12 protein-coding genes and 3 pseudogenes are annotated in these 20,435 nt (G+C 53.5%); 10 read left to right on the forward strand and 5 right to left on the reverse strand.

The features are described 5' to 3' along the window. From BGK49_RS16185 to bcsE, 4 genes and pseudogenes are all read right to left on the reverse strand, one after another. Positions 1 to 277: transposase domain-containing protein (locus BGK49_RS16185; RefSeq protein ID WP_024249094.1), on the reverse strand; the 277-nt coding region annotated here is incomplete at its 3' end. Positions 278 to 338: 61 nt separating this feature from the next. After that, a pseudogene (gene bcsG, locus BGK49_RS16190) lies at positions 339 to 704 on the reverse strand (cellulose biosynthesis protein BcsG); the annotation flags it as partial. Continuing rightward, positions 701 to 892, reverse strand: coding sequence for a cellulose biosynthesis protein BcsF (bcsF, locus tag BGK49_RS16195; protein WP_000988308.1), 192 nt, complete (start codon positions 890 to 892; stop codon positions 701 to 703). The gene bcsF and the pseudogene bcsG, both read right to left, overlap by 4 nt. Continuing rightward, positions 889 to 2,372 (reverse strand): annotated as a pseudogene (gene bcsE, locus BGK49_RS16200) (cellulose biosynthesis c-di-GMP-binding protein BcsE). The gene bcsF and the pseudogene bcsE overlap by 4 nt, the downstream one beginning before the upstream one ends. Positions 2,373 to 2,644: 272 nt before the next feature. Between bcsE and bcsR the strand changes: the two are divergent. The 9 genes and pseudogenes from bcsR to BGK49_RS16250 all read left to right on the forward strand — a co-directional run bounded on the left by bcsR (position 2,645) and on the right by BGK49_RS16250 (position 18,403). After that, positions 2,645 to 2,833, forward strand: a complete 189-nt coding sequence (bcsR, locus tag BGK49_RS16205; RefSeq protein ID WP_001063318.1) for a cellulose biosynthesis protein BcsR — start codon at positions 2,645 to 2,647, stop codon at positions 2,831 to 2,833. A gap of 11 nt (positions 2,834 to 2,844) precedes the next feature. After that, positions 2,845 to 3,597: a cellulose biosynthesis protein BcsQ gene (gene bcsQ, locus BGK49_RS16210; protein ID WP_000279520.1), complete on the forward strand. Its 753-nt coding sequence runs from the start codon at positions 2,845 to 2,847 to the stop codon at positions 3,595 to 3,597. Then, positions 3,594 to 6,212: a UDP-forming cellulose synthase catalytic subunit gene (gene bcsA / locus BGK49_RS16215; protein ID WP_000025867.1), complete on the forward strand. Its 2,619-nt coding sequence runs from the start codon at positions 3,594 to 3,596 to the stop codon at positions 6,210 to 6,212. Before bcsQ ends, bcsA begins: the two co-directional genes overlap by 4 nt. Positions 6,213 to 6,222: 10 nt before the next feature. After that, positions 6,223 to 8,562: a cellulose biosynthesis cyclic di-GMP-binding regulatory protein BcsB gene (gene bcsB, locus BGK49_RS16220; RefSeq protein ID WP_005045907.1), complete on the forward strand. Its 2,340-nt coding sequence runs from the start codon at positions 6,223 to 6,225 to the stop codon at positions 8,560 to 8,562. A 6-nt stretch (positions 8,563 to 8,568) separates the two neighbouring features. Next, positions 8,569 to 9,675 (forward strand): cellulose synthase complex periplasmic endoglucanase BcsZ, encoded by a 1,107-nt coding sequence (gene bcsZ / locus BGK49_RS16225; protein ID WP_001295222.1) that lies wholly within the window; start codon positions 8,569 to 8,571, stop codon positions 9,673 to 9,675. Further along, positions 9,657 to 13,147 (forward strand): annotated as a pseudogene (gene bcsC / locus BGK49_RS16230) (cellulose synthase complex outer membrane protein BcsC). Before bcsZ ends, bcsC begins: the two are co-directional and overlap by 19 nt. A gap of 81 nt (positions 13,148 to 13,228) precedes the next feature. Beyond that, positions 13,229 to 15,217: a biofilm formation regulator HmsP gene (gene hmsP, locus BGK49_RS16240; protein WP_073816776.1), complete on the forward strand. Its 1,989-nt coding sequence runs from the start codon at positions 13,229 to 13,231 to the stop codon at positions 15,215 to 15,217. 182 nt (positions 15,218 to 15,399) lie between these two features. After that, on the forward strand, positions 15,400 to 16,686 hold the full coding sequence (dctA, locus tag BGK49_RS16245) for a C4-dicarboxylate transporter DctC (RefSeq protein WP_000858214.1): 1,287 nt from the start codon (positions 15,400 to 15,402) through the stop codon (positions 16,684 to 16,686). A 220-nt stretch (positions 16,687 to 16,906) separates the two neighbouring features. Further along, complete coding sequence (locus tag BGK49_RS16250; protein ID WP_001163135.1) at positions 16,907 to 18,403, forward strand: M16 family metallopeptidase; 1,497 nt, start codon at positions 16,907 to 16,909, stop codon at positions 18,401 to 18,403. A 95-nt stretch (positions 18,404 to 18,498) separates the two neighbouring features. Here BGK49_RS16250 and kdgK read toward each other — a convergent pair whose 3' ends face one another. Beyond that, a complete protein-coding gene (kdgK, locus tag BGK49_RS16255) occupies positions 18,499 to 19,428 on the reverse strand; it encodes a 2-dehydro-3-deoxygluconokinase (protein WP_005031473.1) in 930 nt (309 codons plus the stop codon). A 231-nt stretch (positions 19,429 to 19,659) separates the two neighbouring features. Here kdgK and pdeH point away from each other — a divergent pair, with 231 nt between their 5' ends. Continuing rightward, entirely contained in the window at positions 19,660 to 20,427 is a 768-nt protein-coding gene (gene pdeH, locus BGK49_RS16265; protein ID WP_012421508.1) for a cyclic-guanylate-specific phosphodiesterase, read from the forward strand. Positions 20,428 to 20,435 lie beyond the last annotated feature (8 nt).

The raw sequence follows: 20,435 nt of genomic DNA on the forward strand, positions 1-20,435 counted from the left end.
CGAAGGGGCGATTGCCCGGCAGCATGATGTCCAGGCGATTCACAATCTGGTGAAGAGGTTCTTTACGCTCAAGCGCCATGCCAACAATACACCAGACCATCATTTCGAGGGGAAGACGGCGCTTGCGTAGCGTTACAGTACCTGATTCGGCAAGGCAACGAGAGATGAGTTCGGGGTCGAGGTAATCCCCCAGAGAAGTCAGTGGGTTACGCAGAGAATCGTAACGGGATACCAGATCAAGAGCCTGTCCGATGTGCATAAAAAAATCCGGAAACAAGTGAGCGTTTCCGGATTCTTACACAGCCACTGGATCGGTCAACTGATCCTTAACTGATCGGCATTACCCCAATCATCTGCCAGTTAATAAAGCGTGTGACAAGGTCGATTAAATAATCGGTACTGAACCCCGCCACCTGCGAACCCTGGCTCATTATGCTTTCCGGGCCAGGCAACCAGGTGTCATGCCAGAACAAAGCAAAGCCGATCGGCAGGGCAATCCAGTGGCGCAAGCGATGCAGGCTGTAGCGCGGAATGGGCATCAGCAGAAACGCGGCAAACACCAAATTGAGGAGCGGATGGAAGTTAAGATATCCCGCCCACAACAGGCCGAACTTAACCAGAAAATAGAAGTTCCAGCCGGAAAGGCCGCGCCAGTATTGCCAGAGGGAAGAAGGCATGGCGGTATTTTGCGTAAATTGAGTCATTTTTTGGTTGCCCTGGCTTTTTCCGTGCGGCGTAATGTCCCGGCCGGTTTAACATAACGAGGTTTAGCAAAGAACAAACGTAAGGTGTCGCGAATGCGTCGCAAAGAGTGCCGCGCCAGATAGCCCAGCGGGAAAAATATCAGTGCGCAAACGACAATAATTTCAATGATATCGCTGATGGTCATCATGATGAGCGCTCCACAGCATCATCTAACAGTCGCATGGGTTCTGGTATTCGTCGCCAGTGGCGACATCGTGCTCGGCACTGATTTGATCATCTTCAAACCAGACCATACGGTTTGAGAAAATGTCGCCAGTAGGCAATGGGAAAATATGATTCAACGCGGTATCCAGATCGTTAATCCGACAGAATGAGAGAAACAGCACCAGCCGATTACCGCCAATGGTCATGATATCGCCGGTACGGTTAGGGCGACACAGCGTCAGGGCTTGTTCAACGCGGATACCCGGTACCGGACGTAGGGCAACCAGAACGCCTTTACCGTGGGCAGGTAATAGAGGGTTATTCATCATGTTGTTGACGGCATTACAGAACACATCCCACTTCTGGAAACCACGCAGTTTGAGCGGCTGGGTCATTGACAGCAAGGTAGTGATATCTTCCGGCACATAGCGACTAAACTTCTGCCCTTGCACGCTTTCGATCATCGTCAGACAACGGGAGAGTGGCGCATTCCACGGAATAACCATATTTGCACCGCAGGCCAATAACAAACGTTCATCGGTGGCGCGCAGGCTAGCGGTATTTTCCCGCACGAGGATTTTCATCGCACTACCGCGCTGGCGACGCAGGGTATGAATGCTGCGGGCCAGTGGCTCGATTTGCGCATTTTGCTGTAAAGAAAAGACCACCGTCGCCGCCTGAGCGGTACGGGCTTCATTGAACAGGACTTCGTTATTGTTGAACAGTTGCCAGTGTTCCGATAGCGGCGGCGCACCTTCCAGTACAGCAACATTACTCAGAATGCGTTTTTCGTCGCTGCGTGGTTGGATCTCCGCCTCTTCGCTTTGAACTAATGTCCAGATACCATTTTGTTGCTGAACGCTAAGCTGCTGACGGGCGCTGACCCCTTTTTCGTTGCACCAGAAGGCAATATCCAGCAAATGTTGGTCACCCTGAAAACGCAAACTGGCAAGACCAAAAAGTGAACGGTATTCCTCAAGCAACAATGAAAATTGTTTATCGTTATTATTTCCGGGATTAATTACCAAAAGCGAACAATGGTTTAACCTGCTCCATTTATTCATTTTATCCAACCATGAGCGAAGCCGCTCGGCAGGAATGTTTTGCCATGCGTTATTTGCGCAAACAAGAATAAAAAGGTAATTATGGGGATCAATAGAACACTGCAAATCACGGGTCAAATAGTATAGACCTTTTTCATGATTTAGCATTGAAAATAATTTTATTTTTTCCGGCCCTTGATAATCATCTAATTGAAAGATTTTCGCCGGATCGCTGTCCATGCTAATGACCGCGACGTGTGCGGTTTCAGCCTGGGATGCAATTGTTTGATTCGCCAGACTGATAGCATCTTCATGGCGATCGACGTTAAACCACCAGACGCCGCCTGCTGGCATATGTCGCAGCTCATCCCATAATGATGAGATACCGATAGAGAATACAGGGCCCACAATGTCCCTCATGTCACCATTTTGTCTGATTATCAGTTTACTAGCGAAAGCTAAGAAATAAACCTACCATTGAAATTAAAACTTATCAGATTTAGCATGTGAATCAATTTAGAAGGTCACAAGACGTGTGATTTTAGTCTTTTCGTTTTTAACTTTTTCTGTTGCGTAACGGAAAGTCAAAAAGTGAGCAAATTCCCGTCTCGCCGTAAACAATAAACCGGCGAAATGCTCACGGTTAGAATTGTCTCATGAACGGTACGGTTATTTCATAAGGATCAAGCAAAATGAATAACAATGAACCAGATACTCTGCCTGATCCCGCGATAGGCTATATCTTCCAGAATGATATTGTGGCGTTAAAGCAGGCATTTTCACTGCCTGATATTGATTATGCCGATATTTCCCAACGCGAACAGTTGGCCGCGGCATTAAAACGCTGGCCGTTGCTGGCAGAGTTTGCGCAACAAAAGTAGGGGATTGGTGAATGGCCGTACTGGGATTGCAGGGGGTGCGGGGAGGCGTGGGGACAACAACCATCACCGCCGCATTAGCCTGGTCATTACAAATGTTGGGAGAAAATGTCCTGGTGGTCGATGCCTGCCCGGACAACTTGTTGCGCCTGTCATTTAATGTTGATTTTACCCACCGTCAGGGCTGGGCCAGAGCGATGCTGGATGGCCAGGACTGGCGTGACGCTGGGTTGCGCTACACCTCGCAGCTCGATTTGCTGCCTTTTGGTCAGTTATCCATTGAAGAACAAGAAAATCCACAGCACTGGCAAACCCGGCTGAGCGATATTTGCTCCGGCTTACAGCAACTAAAAGCCAGCGGGCGTTACCTGTGGATTTTAATCGACTTACCGCGTGATGCCTCGCAGATAACCCACCAGCTGCTGAGTTTGTGCGATCACTCGCTGGCAATCGTCAATGTGGATGCCAACTGCCATATCCGACTGCATCAGCAAGCGCTGCCGGATGGCGCACATATTTTGATTAATGACTTCCGTATTGGCAGTCAGGTTCAGGACGATATTTACCAGCTTTGGTTGCAAAGCCAGCGCCGATTACTGCCGATGCTCATTCATCGTGATGAAGCGATGGCTGAATGCCTGGCGGCTAAGCAACCAGTAGGTGAATATCGCAGTGATGCGCTGGCGGCTGAAGAGATACTGACGCTGGCGAACTGGTGCCTGTTGAACTACTCCGGGCTGAAAACGCCAGTCGGGAGTGCATCATGAGTATCCTGACCCGGTGGTTGCTTATCCCGCCGGTCAACGCGCGGCTTATCGGGCGTTATCGCGATTATCGTCGTCACGGTGCGTCGGCTTTCAGCGCGACGCTCGGCTGTTTCTGGATGATCCTGGCCTGGATTTTTATTCCGCTGGAGCACCCGCGCTGGCAGCGTATTCGCGCAGAACATAAAAACCTGTATCCGCATATCAACGCCTCGCGTCCGCGTCCGCTGGACCCGGTCCGTTATTTCATTCAAACATGCTGGTTACTGATCGGTACATCGCGCAAAGAAACGCCGAAACCGCGCAGGCGGGCATTTTCAGGTCTGCAGAATATTCGTGGACGTTACCATCAATGGATGAACGAGCTGCCTGAGCGCGTTAGTCATAAAACACAGCATCTTGATGAGAAAAAAGAGCTCGGTCATTTGAGTGCCGGGGCGCGGCGGTTGATCCTCGGTATCATCGTCACCTTCTCGCTGATTCTGGCGTTAATCTGCGTTACTCAACCGTTTAACCCGCTGGCGCAGTTTATCTTCCTGATGCTGCTGTGGGGTGTAGCGCTGATCGTACGGCGGATGCCGGGGCGCTTCTCGGCGCTAATGTTGATTGTGCTGTCGCTGACCGTTTCTTGCCGTTATATCTGGTGGCGTTACACCTCTACGCTGAACTGGGACGATCCGGTCAGCCTGGTGTGCGGGCTTATTCTGCTCTTCGCTGAAACGTACGCGTGGATTGTGCTGGTGCTCGGCTACTTCCAGGTCGTATGGCCGCTGAATCGTCAGCCGGTGCCATTGCCGAAAGATATGTCGCTGTGGCCGTCGGTGGATATCTTTGTCCCGACTTACAACGAAGATCTCAACGTGGTGAAAAATACCATTTACGCCTCGCTGGGTATCGACTGGCCGAAAGACAAACTGAACATCTGGATCCTCGATGACGGCGGCAGGGAAGAGTTTCGCCAGTTTGCGCAAAACGTGGGGGTGAAATATATCGCCCGCACCACTCATGAACATGCGAAAGCGGGCAACATCAACAATGCGCTGAAATATGCCAAAGGCGAGTTCGTATCGATTTTCGACTGCGACCACGTACCAACGCGATCGTTCCTGCAAATGACCATGGGCTGGTTCCTGAAAGAGAAACAGCTGGCGATGATGCAGACGCCGCACCACTTCTTCTCGCCGGACCCGTTTGAACGCAACCTGGGGCGTTTTCGTAAAACGCCGAACGAAGGCACGCTGTTCTATGGTCTGGTGCAGGATGGCAACGATATGTGGGACGCCACTTTCTTCTGCGGTTCCTGTGCAGTAATTCGTCGCAAACCATTGGATGAAATTGGCGGTATTGCTGTCGAAACGGTAACCGAAGATGCGCACACGTCTCTGCGCCTGCACCGTCGTGGCTACACCTCTGCATATATGCGTATTCCGCAGGCGGCGGGGCTGGCGACCGAAAGTCTGTCGGCGCATATCGGTCAGCGTATTCGCTGGGCACGCGGGATGGTGCAAATCTTCCGTCTCGATAACCCGCTTACCGGTAAAGGGCTGAAATTCGCCCAGCGGCTGTGCTACGTCAACGCCATGTTCCACTTCTTGTCGGGCATTCCACGACTGATCTTCCTGACTGCGCCGCTGGCGTTCCTGCTGCTTCATGCCTACATCATCTATGCGCCAGCGTTGATGATCGCCCTGTTCGTGCTGCCGCATATGATCCATGCCAGCCTGACCAACTCGAAGATCCAGGGCAAATATCGCCACTCTTTCTGGAGTGAAATCTACGAAACGGTGCTGGCGTGGTATATCGCACCACCGACGCTGGTGGCGCTGATTAACCCGCACAAAGGCAAATTTAACGTCACCGCCAAAGGTGGACTGGTGGAAGAAGAGTACGTCGACTGGGTGATCTCGCGGCCCTACATCTTCCTTGTTCTGCTCAACCTGGTGGGTGTTGCGGTCGGCATCTGGCGCTACTTCTATGGCCCGCCAACCGAGATGCTCACCGTGGTCGTCAGTATGGTGTGGGTGTTCTACAACCTGATTGTTCTTGGCGGCGCAGTTGCGGTATCGGTAGAAAGCAAACAGGTACGCCGATCGCACCGCGTGGAGATGACGATGCCCGCGGCAATTGCCCGCGAAGATGGTCACCTCTTTTCGTGTACCGTTCAGGATTTCTCCGACGGTGGTTTGGGGATCAAGATCAACGGTCAGGCGCAGATTCTGGAAGGGCAGAAAGTGAATCTGTTGCTTAAACGCGGTCAGCAGGAATACGTCTTCCCGACCCAGGTGGCGCGCGTGATGGGTAATGAAGTTGGGCTGAAATTAATGCCGCTCACCACCCAGCAACATATCGATTTTGTGCAGTGTACGTTTGCCCGTGCGGATACATGGGCGCTCTGGCAGGACAGCTACCCGGAAGATAAGCCGCTGGAAAGTCTGCTGGATATTCTGAAGCTCGGCTTCCGTGGCTACCGCCATCTGGCGGAGTTTGCGCCTTCTTCGGTGAAGGGCATATTCCGTGTGCTGACTTCTCTGGTTTCCTGGGTTGTATCGTTTATTCTGCGCCGCCCGGAGCGGAGCGAAACGGCACAACCATCGGATCAGGCTTTGGCTCAACAATGATGATAACGCGATGAAAAGAAAACTATTCTGGATTTGTGCAGTGGCTATGGGGATGAGTGCGTTCCCCTCTTTCATGACGCAGGCGACGCCAGCAACGCAACCACTGATCAATGCTGAGCCAGCTGTAGTCGCCCAGACGGAACAAAATCCGCAGGTGGGGCAAGTGATGCCGGGCGTGCAGGGCGCTGATGCGCCAGTCGTGGCGCAGAACGGTCCTTCGCGTGATGTGAAGCTGACCTTTGCGCAAATTGCGCCGCCGCCGGGCAGCATGGTGCTACGTGGCATTAACCCGAACGGCAGCATTGAGTTTGGTATGCGCAGCGATGAAGTGGTGACGAAGGCGATGCTCAACCTCGAATACATGCCATCGCCATCGTTACTGCCTGTCCAGTCGCAGTTAAAGGTTTATCTCAATGATGAGCTGATGGGCGTACTGCCAGTGACCAAAGAACAGTTGGGTAAAAAAACGCTGGCGCAAATGCCCATTAACCCACTGTTTATTACCGACTTCAACCGTGTGCGGCTGGAGTTTGTCGGCCATTATCAGGACGTGTGCGAAAACCCGGCCAGCACCACGCTTTGGCTGGATGTTGGGCGGAGCAGTGGACTGGATCTGACCTATCAGACCCTGAATGTGAAGAATGACCTGTCACACTTCCCGGTGCCATTCTTTGACCCGCGCGATAACCGTACTAACACCTTGCCGATGGTCTTTGCGGGTGCGCCGGATGTTGGGCTGCAACAAGCATCTGCCATTGTCGCCTCGTGGTTTGGTTCGCGTTCTGGCTGGCGTGGGCAGAACTTCCCGGTGCTCTATAACCAACTGCCGGATCGTAATGCCATTGTCTTTGCAACCAACGACAAACGGCCGGACTTCCTGCGCGATCATCCGGCGGTAAAAGCCCCGGTGATTGAGATGATCAACCATCCGCAGAATCCTTACGTCAAACTGCTGGTGGTGTTTGGTCGTGACGACAAAGACCTGTTGCAGGCAGCGAAAGGTATCGCTCAGGGTAACATTCTGTTCCGTGGTGAAAGCGTGGTAGTGAATGAAGTGAAACCGCTGCTACCGCGTAAGCCGTACGATGCGCCGAACTGGGTACGTACCGATCGTCCGGTCACATTTGGCGAACTGAAAACCTATGAAGAACAGTTACAATCCAGCGGTCTTGAGCCAGCAGCGATTAACGTTTCGCTAAACCTGCCGCCGGATCTCTACCTGATGCGCAGTACCGGCATTGATATGGATATTAATTACCGCTACACCATGCCGCCGGTGAAAGACAGTTCGCGGATGGATATCAGCCTGAATAACCAGTTCCTGCAATCCTTCAACCTGAGCAGCAAACAGGAGGCGAACCGCCTGCTGCTGCGGATTCCGGTATTACAAGGTTTGCTGGATGGCAAAACAGATGTCTCTATTCCGGCGCTGAAACTGGGCGCGACCAACCAGCTGCGCTTCGACTTTGAGTATATGAACCCGATGCCGGGCGGTTCGGTGGATAACTGTATTACCTTCCAGCCGGTGCAGAATCATGTGGTGATTGGTGACGACTCCACCATCGACTTCTCGAAGTATTACCACTTCATCCCGATGCCGGATCTACGCGCCTTTGCTAACGCGGGCTTCCCATTCAGCCGGATGGCGGATCTGTCGCAAACCATCACCGTGATGCCGAAAGCGCCTAACGAAGCACAGATGGAAACGTTGCTGAATACTGTTGGTTTTATCGGCGCACAGACGGGCTTCCCGGCGATTAATCTGACGGTGACCGATGATGGCAGCACCATTCAGGGCAAAGATGCCGACATCATGATCATCGGTGGTATCCCGGACAAACTGAAAGACGATAAGCAGATCGACCTATTGGTGCAGGCGACCGAAAGCTGGGTGAAAACACCGATGCGCCAGACCCCGTTCCCCGGCATTGTGCCGGACGAGAGCGATCGCGCGGCAGAAACCCGGTCAACGCTGACCTCTTCCGGTGCGATGGCGGCGGTGATTGGCTTCCAGTCGCCGTATAACGACCAGCGCAGCGTGATTGCGCTGTTGGCAGATAGCCCACGCGGTTATGAAATGCTTAACGATGCGGTGAACGATAGCGGCAAACGCGCCACCATGTTCGGTTCGGTCGCGGTGATCCGCGAGTCCGGTATCAACAGCCTACGTGTTGGCGACGTTTATTACGTAGGTCATCTGCCGTGGTTCGAGCGCGTGTGGTATGCGCTGGCAAACCATCCGATTCTGCTGGCGGTGCTGGCGGCTATCAGTGTGATATTGCTGGCATGGGTACTGTGGCGTCTGCTGCGAATTATTAGTCGTCGTCGTCTTAACCCGGATAACGAGTAATTGAAGATGAATGTGTTGCGTAGTGGAATCGTGACGATGCTGTTGTTGGCTGCCTTTAGTGTTCAGGCAGCCTGTACCTGGCCTGCCTGGGAGCAGTTTAAAAAGGATTACATCAGTCAGGAAGGGCGCGTCATCGACCCCAGCGACGCGCGCAAAATCACCACCTCCGAAGGGCAAAGTTACGGTATGTTCTTTGCCCTGGCGGCTAACGACCGTGCAGCTTTCGATAATATTCTCGACTGGACGCAGAACAATCTCGCTCAGGGTTCTTTAAAAGAACGTTTGCCCGCCTGGCTGTGGGGCAAGAAAGAGAACAGTAAGTGGGAAGTGCTGGACAGCAATTCGGCCTCCGATGGTGATGTCTGGATGGCCTGGTCGTTGCTGGAGGCGGGGCGTTTGTGGAAAGAGCAGCGTTATACCGACATCGGCAGCGCGTTGCTAAAACGTATCGCGCGGGAGGAAGTGGTGACGGTGCCTGGGCTGGGTTCCATGTTGTTACCGGGCAAAGTGGGTTTTGCTGAGGATAACAGCTGGCGTTTTAACCCCAGCTACCTGCCGCCGACGCTGGCGCAGTATTTCACCCGCTTTGGCGCGCCGTGGACTACGCTGCGCGAAACCAATCAACGTTTATTGCTGGAAACCGCCCCGAAAGGCTTTTCGCCAGACTGGGTGCGTTATGAGAAAGACAAAGGCTGGCAGCTAAAAGCCGAAAAAACATTGATCAGCAGCTACGACGCCATCCGCGTTTACATGTGGGTAGGCATGATGCCTGACAGCGATCCGCAGAAAGCGCGGATGCTCAACCGGTTTAAACCGATGGCGACATTCACTGAGAAAAACGGTTATCCGCCGGAAAAAGTGGATGTGGCTACGGGGAAAGCGCAGGGTAAAGGACCAGTCGGTTTTTCTGCCGCCATGCTGCCCTTTTTACAAAACCGCGATGCGCAGGCCGTTCAGCGCCAGCGCGTGGCCGATAACTTTCCCGGCAGCGATGCCTATTACAACTATGTGCTGACCCTGTTTGGACAAGGCTGGGATCAACACCGTTTCCGCTTCTCGACAAAAGGTGAGTTATTACCTGACTGGGGCCAGGAATGCGCAAATTCACACTAAACATATTCACGCTTTCCCTCGGTCTGGCCGTCATGCCGATGGTCGAGGCAGCACCAACCGCTCAGCAACAGTTGCTGGAGCAAGTTCGGTTAGGCGAAGCGACCCATCGTGAAGATCTGGTGCAACAGTCGTTATATCGGCTGGAACTTATTGATCCGAATAACCCGGACGTCGTTGCCGCCCGTTTCCGTTCTTTGTTACGTCAGGGCGATATTGATGGCGCGCAAAAACAGCTCGATCGGCTGTCGCAGTTAGCGCCGAGTTCAAATGCGTATAAATCGTCGCGGACTACGATGCTACTTTCCACGCCGGATGGTCGTCAGGCACTGCAACAGGCACGATTGCAGGCGACGACCGGTCATGCAGAAGAAGCTGTGGCGAGTTACAACAAACTGTTCAACGGTGCGCCGCCGGAAGGTGACATTGCTGTCGAGTACTGGAGTACGGTGGCGAAAATTCCGGCTCGCCGTGGCGAAGCGATTAATCAGTTAAAACGCATCAATGCGGATGCACCGGGCAATACGGGCCTGCAAAACAATCTGGCGCTATTGCTGTTTAGTAGCGATCGCCGTGACGAAGGTTTTGCCGTCCTGGAACAGATGGCAAAATCGAACGCCGGGCGCGAAGGGGCCTCTAAAATCTGGTACGGGCAGATTAAAGACATGCCCGTCAGTGATGCCAGTGTGTCGGCGCTGAAAAAATATCTCTCGATCTTTAGTGATGGCGATAGCGTGGCGGCTGCGCAATCGCAACTGGCAGAACAGCAAAAACAGCTGGCCGATCCTGCTTTCCGCGCTCGTGCGCAAGGTTTAGCGGCGGTGGACTCTGGTATGGCGGGTAAAGCCATTCCCGAACTACAACAGGCGGTGCGGGCGAACCCGAAAGACAGTGAAGCTCTGGGGGCGCTGGGCCAGGCGTATTCTCAGAAAGGCGATCGCGCCAATGCAGTGGCGAATCTGGAAAAAGCCCTCGCACTGGACCCGCACAGCAGCAACAACGACAAATGGAACAGTCTGCTGAAAGTAAACCGCTACTGGCTGGCGATCCAGCAGGGCGATGCTGCGCTGAAAGCCAATAATCCTGACCGGGCAGAACGCCTGTTCCAGCAGGCGCGTAATGTCGATAACACCGACAGTTATGCAGTGCTGGGGCTGGGCGATGTGGCGATGGCGCGAAAAGATTATCCCGCCGCCGAACGTTATTATCAGCAGACCTTGCGTATGGACAGCGGCAACACTAACGCCGTGCGCGGGCTGGCAAATACTTACCGCCAGCAATCGCCAGAAAAAGCTGAAGCGTTTATCGCCTCGCTCTCTGCCAGTCAGCGGCGTAGCATTGATGATATCGAACGCAGCCTGCAAAACGACCGTCTGGCACAGCAGGCAGAGGCACTGGAAAACCAGGGCAAATGGGCGCAGGCGGCAGCACTTCAGCGGCAACGACTGGCGCTGGACCCCGGCAGCGTATGGATTACTTACCGACTTTCGCAGGATCTCTGGCAGGCCGGACAACGCAGCCAGGCCGATACGTTAATGCGCAATCTGGCGCAGCAGAAGCCGAACGACCCGGAGCAGGTTTACGCTTACGGGCTGTACCTCTCTGGTCATGACCAGGACAGAGCGGCGCTGGCGCATATCAACAGCCTGCCGCGCGCGCAGTGGAACAGCAATATTCAGGAGCTGGTTAATCGACTGCAAAGCGATCAGGTGCTGGAAACCGCTAATCGCCTGCGAGAAAGCGGCAAAGAAGCTGAAGCGGAAGCGGAAGCGATGCTGCGTCAGCAACCACCTTCCACGCGTATTGACCTCACGCTGGCTGACTGGGCGCAGCAGCGACGTGATTACACCGCCGCCCGCGCTGCATATCAGAATGTCCTGACGCTGGAGCCAACTAACGCCGATGCCATTCTGGGGCTGACGGAAGTGGATATTGCTGCCGGTGACACAGCGGCGGCACGTAGCCAGCTGGCGAAGCTGCCCGCTACCGATAACGCCTCGCTGAACACACAGCGGCGCGTGGCGCTGGCGCAGGCGCAGGCGCAGGCGCAGCTTGGAGATACCGCAGCGGCGCAGCAGACGTTTAATAAGTTGATCCCGCAGGCAAAATCTCAGCCACCGTCGATGGAAAGCGCGATGGTGCTGCGCGACGGTGCGAAGTTTGAAGCGCAGGCGGGCGATCCAAAGCAGGCGCTGGAAACCTACAAAGACGCCATGGTCGCATCCGGTGTGACTACGACGCGTCCGCAGGATAACGACACATTCACCCGACTGACCCGTAACGACGAGAAAGATGACTGGCTGAAACGCGGCGTGCGCAGCGATGCGGCGGGCCTCTATCGCCAGCAGGATCTTAACGTCACCCTCGAGCACGATTACTGGGGTTCGAGCGGCACCGGTGGTTACTCCGATCTGAAAGCGCACACTACCATGTTGCAGGTGGATGCGCCGTATTCTGACGGGCGGATGTTCTTTCGCAGTGATTTCGTCAATATGAACGTCGGCAGTTTCTCCACTAATGCCGATGGCAAATGGGATGACAACTGGGGCACCTGTACATTACAGGACTGTAGTGGCAACCGCAGCCAGTCGGACTCCGGTGCCAGCGTGGCGGTCGGCTGGCGAAATGACGTCTGGAGCTGGGATATCGGTACCACGCCGATGGGCTTCAACGTGGTGGATGTGGTCGGCGGCATCAGTTACAGCGATGATATCGGGCCGCTGGGTTACACCGTTAACGCCCACCGTCGGCCCATCTCCAGTTCTTTGCTGGCCTTTGGTGGGCAAAAAGACTCCCCGAGCAATACCGGGAAAAAATGGGGTGGCGTACGTGCCGACGGTGTGGGGCTAAGTCTGAGCTACGATAAAGGTGAAGCAAACGGCGTCTGGGCATCGCTTAGTGGCGACCAGTTAACCGGTAAAAATGTCGAAGATAACTGGCGCGTGCGCTGGATGACGGGCTATTACTATAAGGTCATTAACCAGAACAATCGCCGCGTCACAATCGGCCTGAACAACATGATCTGGCATTACGACAAAGATCTGAGTGGCTACTCACTCGGTCAGGGCGGTTACTACAGTCCGCAGGAATACCTGTCGTTTGCTATACCGGTGATGTGGCGGGAGCGCACGGAAAACTGGTCGTGGGAGCTGGGGGCGTCTGGCTCGTGGTCGCATTCACGCACCAAACCATGCCGCGTTATCCGCTGATGAATCTGATCCCGACCGACTGGCAGGAAGAAGCTGCGCGGCAATCCAACGATGGCGGCAGCAGTCAGGGCTTCGGCTACACGGCGCGGGCATTACTTGAACGACGTGTTACTTCCAACTGGTTTGTTGGCACGGCAATTGATATCCAGCAGGCGAAAGATTACGCACCCAGCCATTTCCTGCTCTACGTACGTTATTCCGCCGCCGGATGGCAGGGTGACATGGATTTACCGCCGCAGCCGCTGATACCTTACGCCGGCTGGTAAGTTTTCAGATAGCGCCTCTCTTAATGCCGCTGCGATCGGGTATACTCGGGCGGCAATCTGGGATTTCCGGGGGGAGACAATTTGCGCGTAAGTCGCTCGTTAACAATCAAGCAGATGGCAATGGTGGCAGCCGTTGTCCTGGTGTTCGTTTTTATTTTTTGCACCGTTTTGCTGTTCCATCTGGTCCAGCAGAATCGCTATAACACGGCTACGCAACTGGAAAGCATTGCTCGCTCTGTACGCGAACCCTTATCTTCAGCTATTTTGAAAGGCGATATTCCCGAAGCGGAAGCTATTCTTGCCAGCATTAAACCGGCAGGCGTGGTCAGCCGTGCCGATGTAGTGCTGCCTAACCAGTTCCAGGCGCTGCGTAAAAGTTTTATTCCAGAGCGCCCGGTGCCGGTAATGGTTACTCGCCTGTTTGAGCTACCGGTTCAAATCTCGCTGGGCGTTTACTCGCTCGAACGTCCGGCAAACCCGCAGCCAATTGCCTATCTGGTACTACAGGCGGATTCCTTCCGTATGTATAAGTTCGTGATGAGCACCCTCTCAACGTTAGTGACCATTTACTTACTTTTGTCGCTTATCCTGACCGTCGCCATCAGCTGGTGCATTAACCGCCTGATTTTGCATCCGTTACGCAATATTGCTTGCGAACTTAACGCCATCCCAGCCCAGGAGCTTGTTGGTCACCAACTGGCATTACCGCGTCTGCATCAGGACGATGAAATCGGTATGTTGGTGCGCAGTTACAACCTCAACCAGCAATTGCTGCAGCGCCATTATGAAGAACAGAACGAAAATGCGATGCGCTTCCCGGTGTCGGATTTGCCGAACAAAGCCTTGCTGATGGAGATGCTGGAGCAGGTTGTCGCGCGTAAACAAACCACCGCGCTGATGATCATCACCTGTGAAACCCTGCGTGATACTGCGGGCGTGCTGAAAGAGGCGCAACGAGAAATTCTGCTGCTGACGCTGGTGGAAAAACTCAAATCGGTACTATCGCCACGTATGATCCTCGCGCAGATTAGCGGTTATGACTTTGCTGTCATTGCCAACGGTGTACAGGAACCGTGGCACGCAATCACCTTAGGTCAGCAAGTGCTCACTATCATGAGCGAGCGCCTGCCGATTGAACGTATTCAACTCCGTCCGCACTGTAGCATTGGCGTGGCGATGTTCTACGGCGATCTCACCGCCGAACAGCTTTACAGTCGCGCTATTTCTGCGGCATTTACCGCTCGCCATAAAGGCAAGAATCAGATTCAGTTCTTTGATCCGCAGCAGATGGAAGCCGCCCAGAAGCGGTTGACGGAAGAGAGCGATATCCTTAATGCACTGGAAAATCATCAGTTTGCTATTTGGTTACAGCCACAGGTCGAGATGACCAGCGGTAAACTGGTCAGTGCGGAAGTGTTACTGCGTATCCAGCAACCGGATGGCAGTTGGGACCTGCCGGATGGCTTAATCGATCGCATTGAGTGCTGTGGGCTGATGGTTACCGTCGGTCACTGGGTGCTGGAAGAGTCCTGTCGATTGCTTGCAGCCTGGCAAGAGCGCGGCATTATGCTGCTCTTGTCGGTAAACCTCTCTGCGCTGCAACTGATGCACCCAAATATGGTGGCGGATATGCTGGAACTGTTAACCCGCTATCGCATTCAGCCGGGAACACTGATTCTGGAAGTGACAGAAAGCCGACGTATTGACGACCCTCATGCTGCGGTGGCAATCCTCCGTCCGCTGCGCAATGCCGGAGTTCGGGTGGCGCTGGATGATTTCGGCATGGGCTACGCAGGGCTGCGTCAGCTGCAGCATATGAAATCGTTGCCAATCGACGTACTGAAAATCGACAAAATGTTTGTTGAAGGCTTGCCGGAAGATAGCAGCATGATTGCTGCAATTATCATGCTGGCGCAGAGCCTGAACTTACAAATGATTGCCGAAGGCGTGGAGACTGAAGCACAACGCGACTGGCTGGCAAAAGCGGGCGTTGGTATTGCCCAGGGCTTCCTTTTTGCTCGCCCACTCCCTATTGAAATCTTCGAAGAGAGTTACCTGGAAGAAAAGTAGCTACCCCAAACTGATTACAAAACTTTAAAAAGTGCTGGTTTGTGCGAGCCAGCTCAAACTTTTTAACCTTTTTGTTTCAATTATGATCCAGGTACATTTCTGTGATGTTGTCTGGGTGTTATTTTAAGGCCGCAGGTACCTCATAACCTTACAAGACCTGTAGTTTTACTAAAGGACACCCTATGAAAACCTCTCTGTTTAAAAGCCTTTACTTTCAGGTCCTGACAGCGATAGCCATTGGTATTCTCCTTGGCCATTTCTATCCTGAAATAGGCGAGCAAATGAAACCGCTTGGCGACGGCTTCGTTAAGCTCATTAAGATGATCATCGCTCCTGTCATCTTTTGTACCGTCGTAACGGGCATTGCGGGCATGGAAAGCATGAAGGCGGTCGGTCGTACCGGCGCAGTCGCACTGCTTTACTTTGAAATTGTCAGTACCATCGCGCTGATTATTGGTCTTATCATCGTTAACGTCGTGCAGCCTGGTGCCGGAATGAACGTCGATCCGGCAACGCTTGATGCGAAAGCGGTAGCGGTTTACGCCGATCAGGCGAAAGACCAGGGCATTGTCGCCTTCATTATGGATGTCATTCCGGCGAGCGTCATTGGCGCATTTGCCAGCGGTAACATTCTGCAGGTGCTGCTGTTTGCCGTACTGTTTGGTTTTGCGCTCCACCGTCTGGGCAGCAAAGGCCAACTTATTTTTAACGTGATCGAAAGTTTCTCGCAGGTCATCTTCGGCATCATCAATATGATCATGCGTCTGGCACCTATTGGTGCGTTCGGGGCAATGGCGTTTACCATCGGTAAATACGGCGTCGGCACACTGGTGCAACTGGGGCAGCTGATTATCTGTTTCTATATTACCTGTATCCTGTTTGTGGTGCTGGTATTGGGTTCAATCGCTAAAGCGACTGGTTTCAGTATCTTCAAATTTATCCGCTACATCCGTGAAGAACTGCTGATTGTACTGGGGACTTCATCTTCCGAGTCGGCGCTGCCGCGTATGCTCGACAAGATGGAGAAACTCGGCTGCCGCAAATCGGTGGTGGGGCTGGTCATCCCGACAGGCTACTCGTTTAACCTTGATGGCACATCGATATACCTGACAATGGCGGCGGTGTTTATCGCCCAGGCCACTAACAGTCAGATGGATATCGTCCACCAAATCACGCTGTTAATCGTGTTGCTGCTTTCTTCTAAAGGGGCGGCAGGGGTAACGGGTAGTGGCTTTATCGTGCTGGCGGCGACGCTCTCTGCGGTGGGCCATTTGCCGGTAGCGGGTCTGGCGCTGATCCTCGGTATCGACCGCTTTATGTCAGAAGCTCGTGCGCTGACTAACCTGGTCGGTAACGGCGTAGCGACCATTGTCGTTGCTAAGTGGGTGAAAGAACTGGACCACAAAAAACTGGACGATGTGCTGAATAATCGTGCGCCGGATGGCAAAACGCACGAATTATCCTCTTAATCTCACCACTTATGCCCGCACTCCCTTCCCCGAGTGCGGGTGTTTGCGCATAATTGACCCCTGTGCCTGAACTTACCACCTGGGTGAGTTCAGGTTTATTTCACTTCTTCCGTGACATTTTCATGTTCTTGCGGTCTAACACGAAGTGTTTTTAACGTCATTTAGACTGACTGACAACGGGCAGTTTTTTTATTACCAGGATAGTTGATCAGGGGTTCACATGCAGGGCACAAAAATTCGACTTTTAGCGGGCGGTTTGCTGATGATGGCCACTGCTGGCTATGTGCAGGCAGATGCGCTCCAGCCTGATCCAGCATGGCAACAGGGGACGCTTTCCAACGGTTTACAGTGGCAAGTGCTGACCACCCCCCAGCGTCCCAGCGATCGTGTTGAAATTCGCCTGCTGGTTAATACCGGTTCGCTCGCCGAAAGTACACAACAGAGCGGTTACAGTCACGCCATCCCTCGTATTGCGCTAACGCAAAGCGGTGGCCTTGACGCAGCACAGGCGCGTTCATTGTGGCAGCAGGGGATCGACCCTAAACGCCCGATGCCGCCGGTAATTGTCTCTTATGACACCACGCTGTTTAATCTGAGTTTGCCCAATAACCGTAACGATTTGCTGAAAGAAGCGCTCTCTTATCTGGCAAATGCCACTGGCAAATTGACCATCACACCAGAAACCATCAACCACGCGCTGCAAAGTCAGGACATGGTGGCAACCTGGCCTGCCGATACTAAAGAGGGCTGGTGGCGCTATCGTCTGAAAGGGTCAACCTTGTTAGGTCACGATCCTGCCGATCCGCTGAAACAACCCGTTGAAGCGGAAAAAATTAAAGATTTCTATCAGAAATGGTACACCCCGGATGCAATGACGCTACTGGTGGTGGGAAACGTGGATGCGCGCTCGGTTGTCGACCAAATCAACAAAACGTTTGGCGAACTGAAAGGCAAACGTGAAACGCCAGCTCCGGTGCCGACGCTTTCTCCGCTGCGTGCGGAAGCGGTGAGTATTATGACTGACGCGGTGCGTCAGGACCGGTTATCTATCATGTGGGATACGCCGTGGCAGCCGATTCGTGAATCAGCCGCACTGCTGCGCTACTGGCGTGCGGACCTGGCCCGCGAGGCACTGTTCTGGCATGTTCAGCAAGCGTTAAGCGCCAGTAACAGCAAAGACATCGGTCTTGGATTTGACTGCCGTGTGCTGTATCTGCGTGCGCAGTGTGCCATCAACATCGAATCACCAAACGACAAGCTGAACAGCAACCTTAATCTGGTGGCGCGTGAACTGGCGAAGGTTCGCGATAAAGGTCTGCCGGAAGAAGAGTTCAATGCGTTAGTGGCGCAAAAGAAACTGGAGCTGCAGAAACTGTTTGCCGCCTATGCGCGGGCTGATACCGATATTCTGATGGGTCAGCGGATGCGTTCGTTGCAAAATCAGGTCGTCGATATCGCGCCGGAGCAGTATCAGAAACTGCGGCAGGATTTCCTTAACAGCCTGACGGTGGAGATGTTAAATCAGGATCTGCGTCAGCAGTTGTCGAATGATATGGCGTTAATACTGCTGCAGCCGAAAGGCGAGCCGGAATTTAACATGAAAGCGTTGCAGGCGGCCTGGGATCAAATCATGGCCCCATCGACTGCTGCTGCCGCCACCTCTGTCGCCACGGATGACGTACATCCTGAAGTGACGGATATTCCACCTGCACAGTAATGCCTGATGGTGATGAGTTAGCACAACCATCAGGTATTTATGGATGAGCTGGATAGAGGGGTAACACTTTATCCAGCCTTTTGCATATGCTGCGTTTACGCTGGCATCGCCTCACGCGGGATAATCGCGCCGCGATACTGAATAACGGTACTTGCGGTCAGGTGCCCGCGTTTCGCCGCGTTTTCCGCACTGCCGCCCGTCAAACGTACCGCCAGATAACCGGCGCTGAAAGAGTCGCCAGCTGCGGTGGTATCGATCACTTTTTCTTTCGGCAGTTTCACCGCCGGAACATCCACTAACCCTTCGCCAGCAATGGACACCAGGCAAGAATCCGCCCCGCGTTTCACCACCACTTCTTTCACGCCCGCGTTATGGGTGCGCGCAATGACGTCTTCCACCGGCTGTTGACCCCACAGCGCGTCTTCATCGTCCAGCGTCAGGAAGGCGATATCCGTGCATTCCAGCATTTGTTGGTACACCTGCTGTGTCTCTTCTTTGCTGGCCCACAGGCGCGGACGATAGTTATTGTCGAAAATCACTTTTCCGCCGTTGGCGCGGCATTCGCGCAGCAGGGAAAGCAGCTTTTCGCGGCTGGTCGGGCTTAAGATCGCCAGGCTAATCCCGCTCAGGTAGAGATAATCGAAATTCGCCAGCTCTTCGCAAATCGCCGCAGACTGCTCACTCTCCAGCCAGAATTTGGCGGCGGCTTCGTTCCGCCAGTAGTAGAACGTACGCTCGCCGGTGCTGTCGGTTTCAATGTAGTAAAGGCCCGGCAGACGGTTTTCCATCCGTTGGGTCAGGGAAATATCAACGTTCTCGCCGTGCCAGGCGTCCAGCATCTGCTGGCTAAAACTGTCCGTTCCCAGCGCCGTTACGTAATGAACGGTTAATGCCGCAGGATCGACCTGACGGGCGATATAGACGGAAGTGTTCAGGGTATCGCCGCCGAAACCGCGCTTAACGTCCGCGCCTTTCTCGGAAAGCTCAATCATGCATTCGCCAATCACGGCAATCTTTTTGGACATAGTCGTGAACCTGAACTGTAAAAAATTAGCGTTAGTTTGCGCTGTGGTGGTTTGCTGGTCAACAATATTAAAACAGTGTTCCATTATTTTTTTGAGCCAGAACGTATTCCTGAAAGATTCCGTTGTGGAGTGAGGAAATTTACCCCGGCCAGGCGGTAAAGTTCTGCCCTTACGCGCCGATAATCTTTGTCGAGTCCGGGCAGCATCACTTTTAAACACAGGACATCTTTGATGATAAGGCAGGTTATCCAGCGAATAAGCAACCCTGAAGCAAGCATCGAGAGCTTGCAGGAACGGCGTTTTTGGTTGCAGTGTGAGCGTGCTTACACCTGGCAGCCGATCTATCAAACATGCGGGCGGTTAATGGCCGTGGAGCTATTAACGGTGGTCACGCATCCCTTGAACCCTTCGCAACGCCTGCCGCCGGATCGCTATTTTACTGAAATCACCGTCAGCCATCGGATGGAGGTTGTGAAAGAGCAGATTGATTTGCTGGCGCAAAAAGCCGACTTCTTTATAGAGCACGGCCTGCTGGCATCGGTCAATATTGATGGCCCTACGCTCATCGCCCTGCGTCAGCAACCAAAAATCCTGCGCCAAATTGAGCGTCTTCCCTGGCTGCGTTTCGAACTGGTGGAGCATATCCGTCTGCCGAAAGATTCAACCTTTGCCTCGATGTGTGAATTTGGCCCGCTGTGGCTGGGTGATTTTGGTACCGGGATGGCAAATTTCTCTGCACTAAGTGAAGTGCGTTATGACTACATCAAAATCGCGCGAGAACTGTTTGTGATGCTGCGTCAGTCGCCGGAAGGACGCACACTCTTTTCTCAGCTTTTACATCTAATGAATCGCTATTGTCGCGGGGTGATTGTTGAGGGCGTAGAAACGCCGGAAGAGTGGCGTGATGTACAGAACTCGCCCGCATTCGCCGCACAAGGCTGGTTTCTTTCACGCCCGGCACCGATAGAAACGCTGAATACGGCGGTTCTGGCGCTATAAGCTGCCTC

The organism is Shigella sp. FC1544 (assembly GCF_001722145.1).
Taxonomy (GTDB): domain Bacteria; phylum Pseudomonadota; class Gammaproteobacteria; order Enterobacterales; family Enterobacteriaceae; genus Escherichia; species Escherichia coli.

Excerpts from the sequence above, each read along its gene's own strand:
- bcsF (WP_000988308.1), bottom strand. The coding sequence starts at position 892 with ATGATGACCATCAGCGATATCATTGAAATTATTGTCGTTTGCGCACTG.
- bcsR (WP_001063318.1), top strand. The coding sequence starts at position 2,645 with ATGAATAACAATGAACCAGATACTCTGCCTGATCCCGCGATAGGCTAT.
- bcsQ (WP_000279520.1), top strand. The coding sequence starts at position 2,845 with ATGGCCGTACTGGGATTGCAGGGGGTGCGGGGAGGCGTGGGGACAACA.
- bcsA (WP_000025867.1), top strand. The coding sequence starts at position 3,594 with ATGAGTATCCTGACCCGGTGGTTGCTTATCCCGCCGGTCAACGCGCGG.
- bcsB (WP_005045907.1), top strand. The coding sequence starts at position 6,223 with ATGAAAAGAAAACTATTCTGGATTTGTGCAGTGGCTATGGGGATGAGT.
- bcsZ (WP_001295222.1), top strand. The coding sequence starts at position 8,569 with ATGAATGTGTTGCGTAGTGGAATCGTGACGATGCTGTTGTTGGCTGCC.
- dctA (WP_000858214.1), top strand. The coding sequence starts at position 15,400 with ATGAAAACCTCTCTGTTTAAAAGCCTTTACTTTCAGGTCCTGACAGCG.
- BGK49_RS16250 (WP_001163135.1), top strand. The coding sequence starts at position 16,907 with ATGCAGGGCACAAAAATTCGACTTTTAGCGGGCGGTTTGCTGATGATG.
- kdgK (WP_005031473.1), bottom strand. The coding sequence starts at position 19,428 with ATGTCCAAAAAGATTGCCGTGATTGGCGAATGCATGATTGAGCTTTCC.
- pdeH (WP_012421508.1), top strand. The coding sequence starts at position 19,660 with ATGATAAGGCAGGTTATCCAGCGAATAAGCAACCCTGAAGCAAGCATC.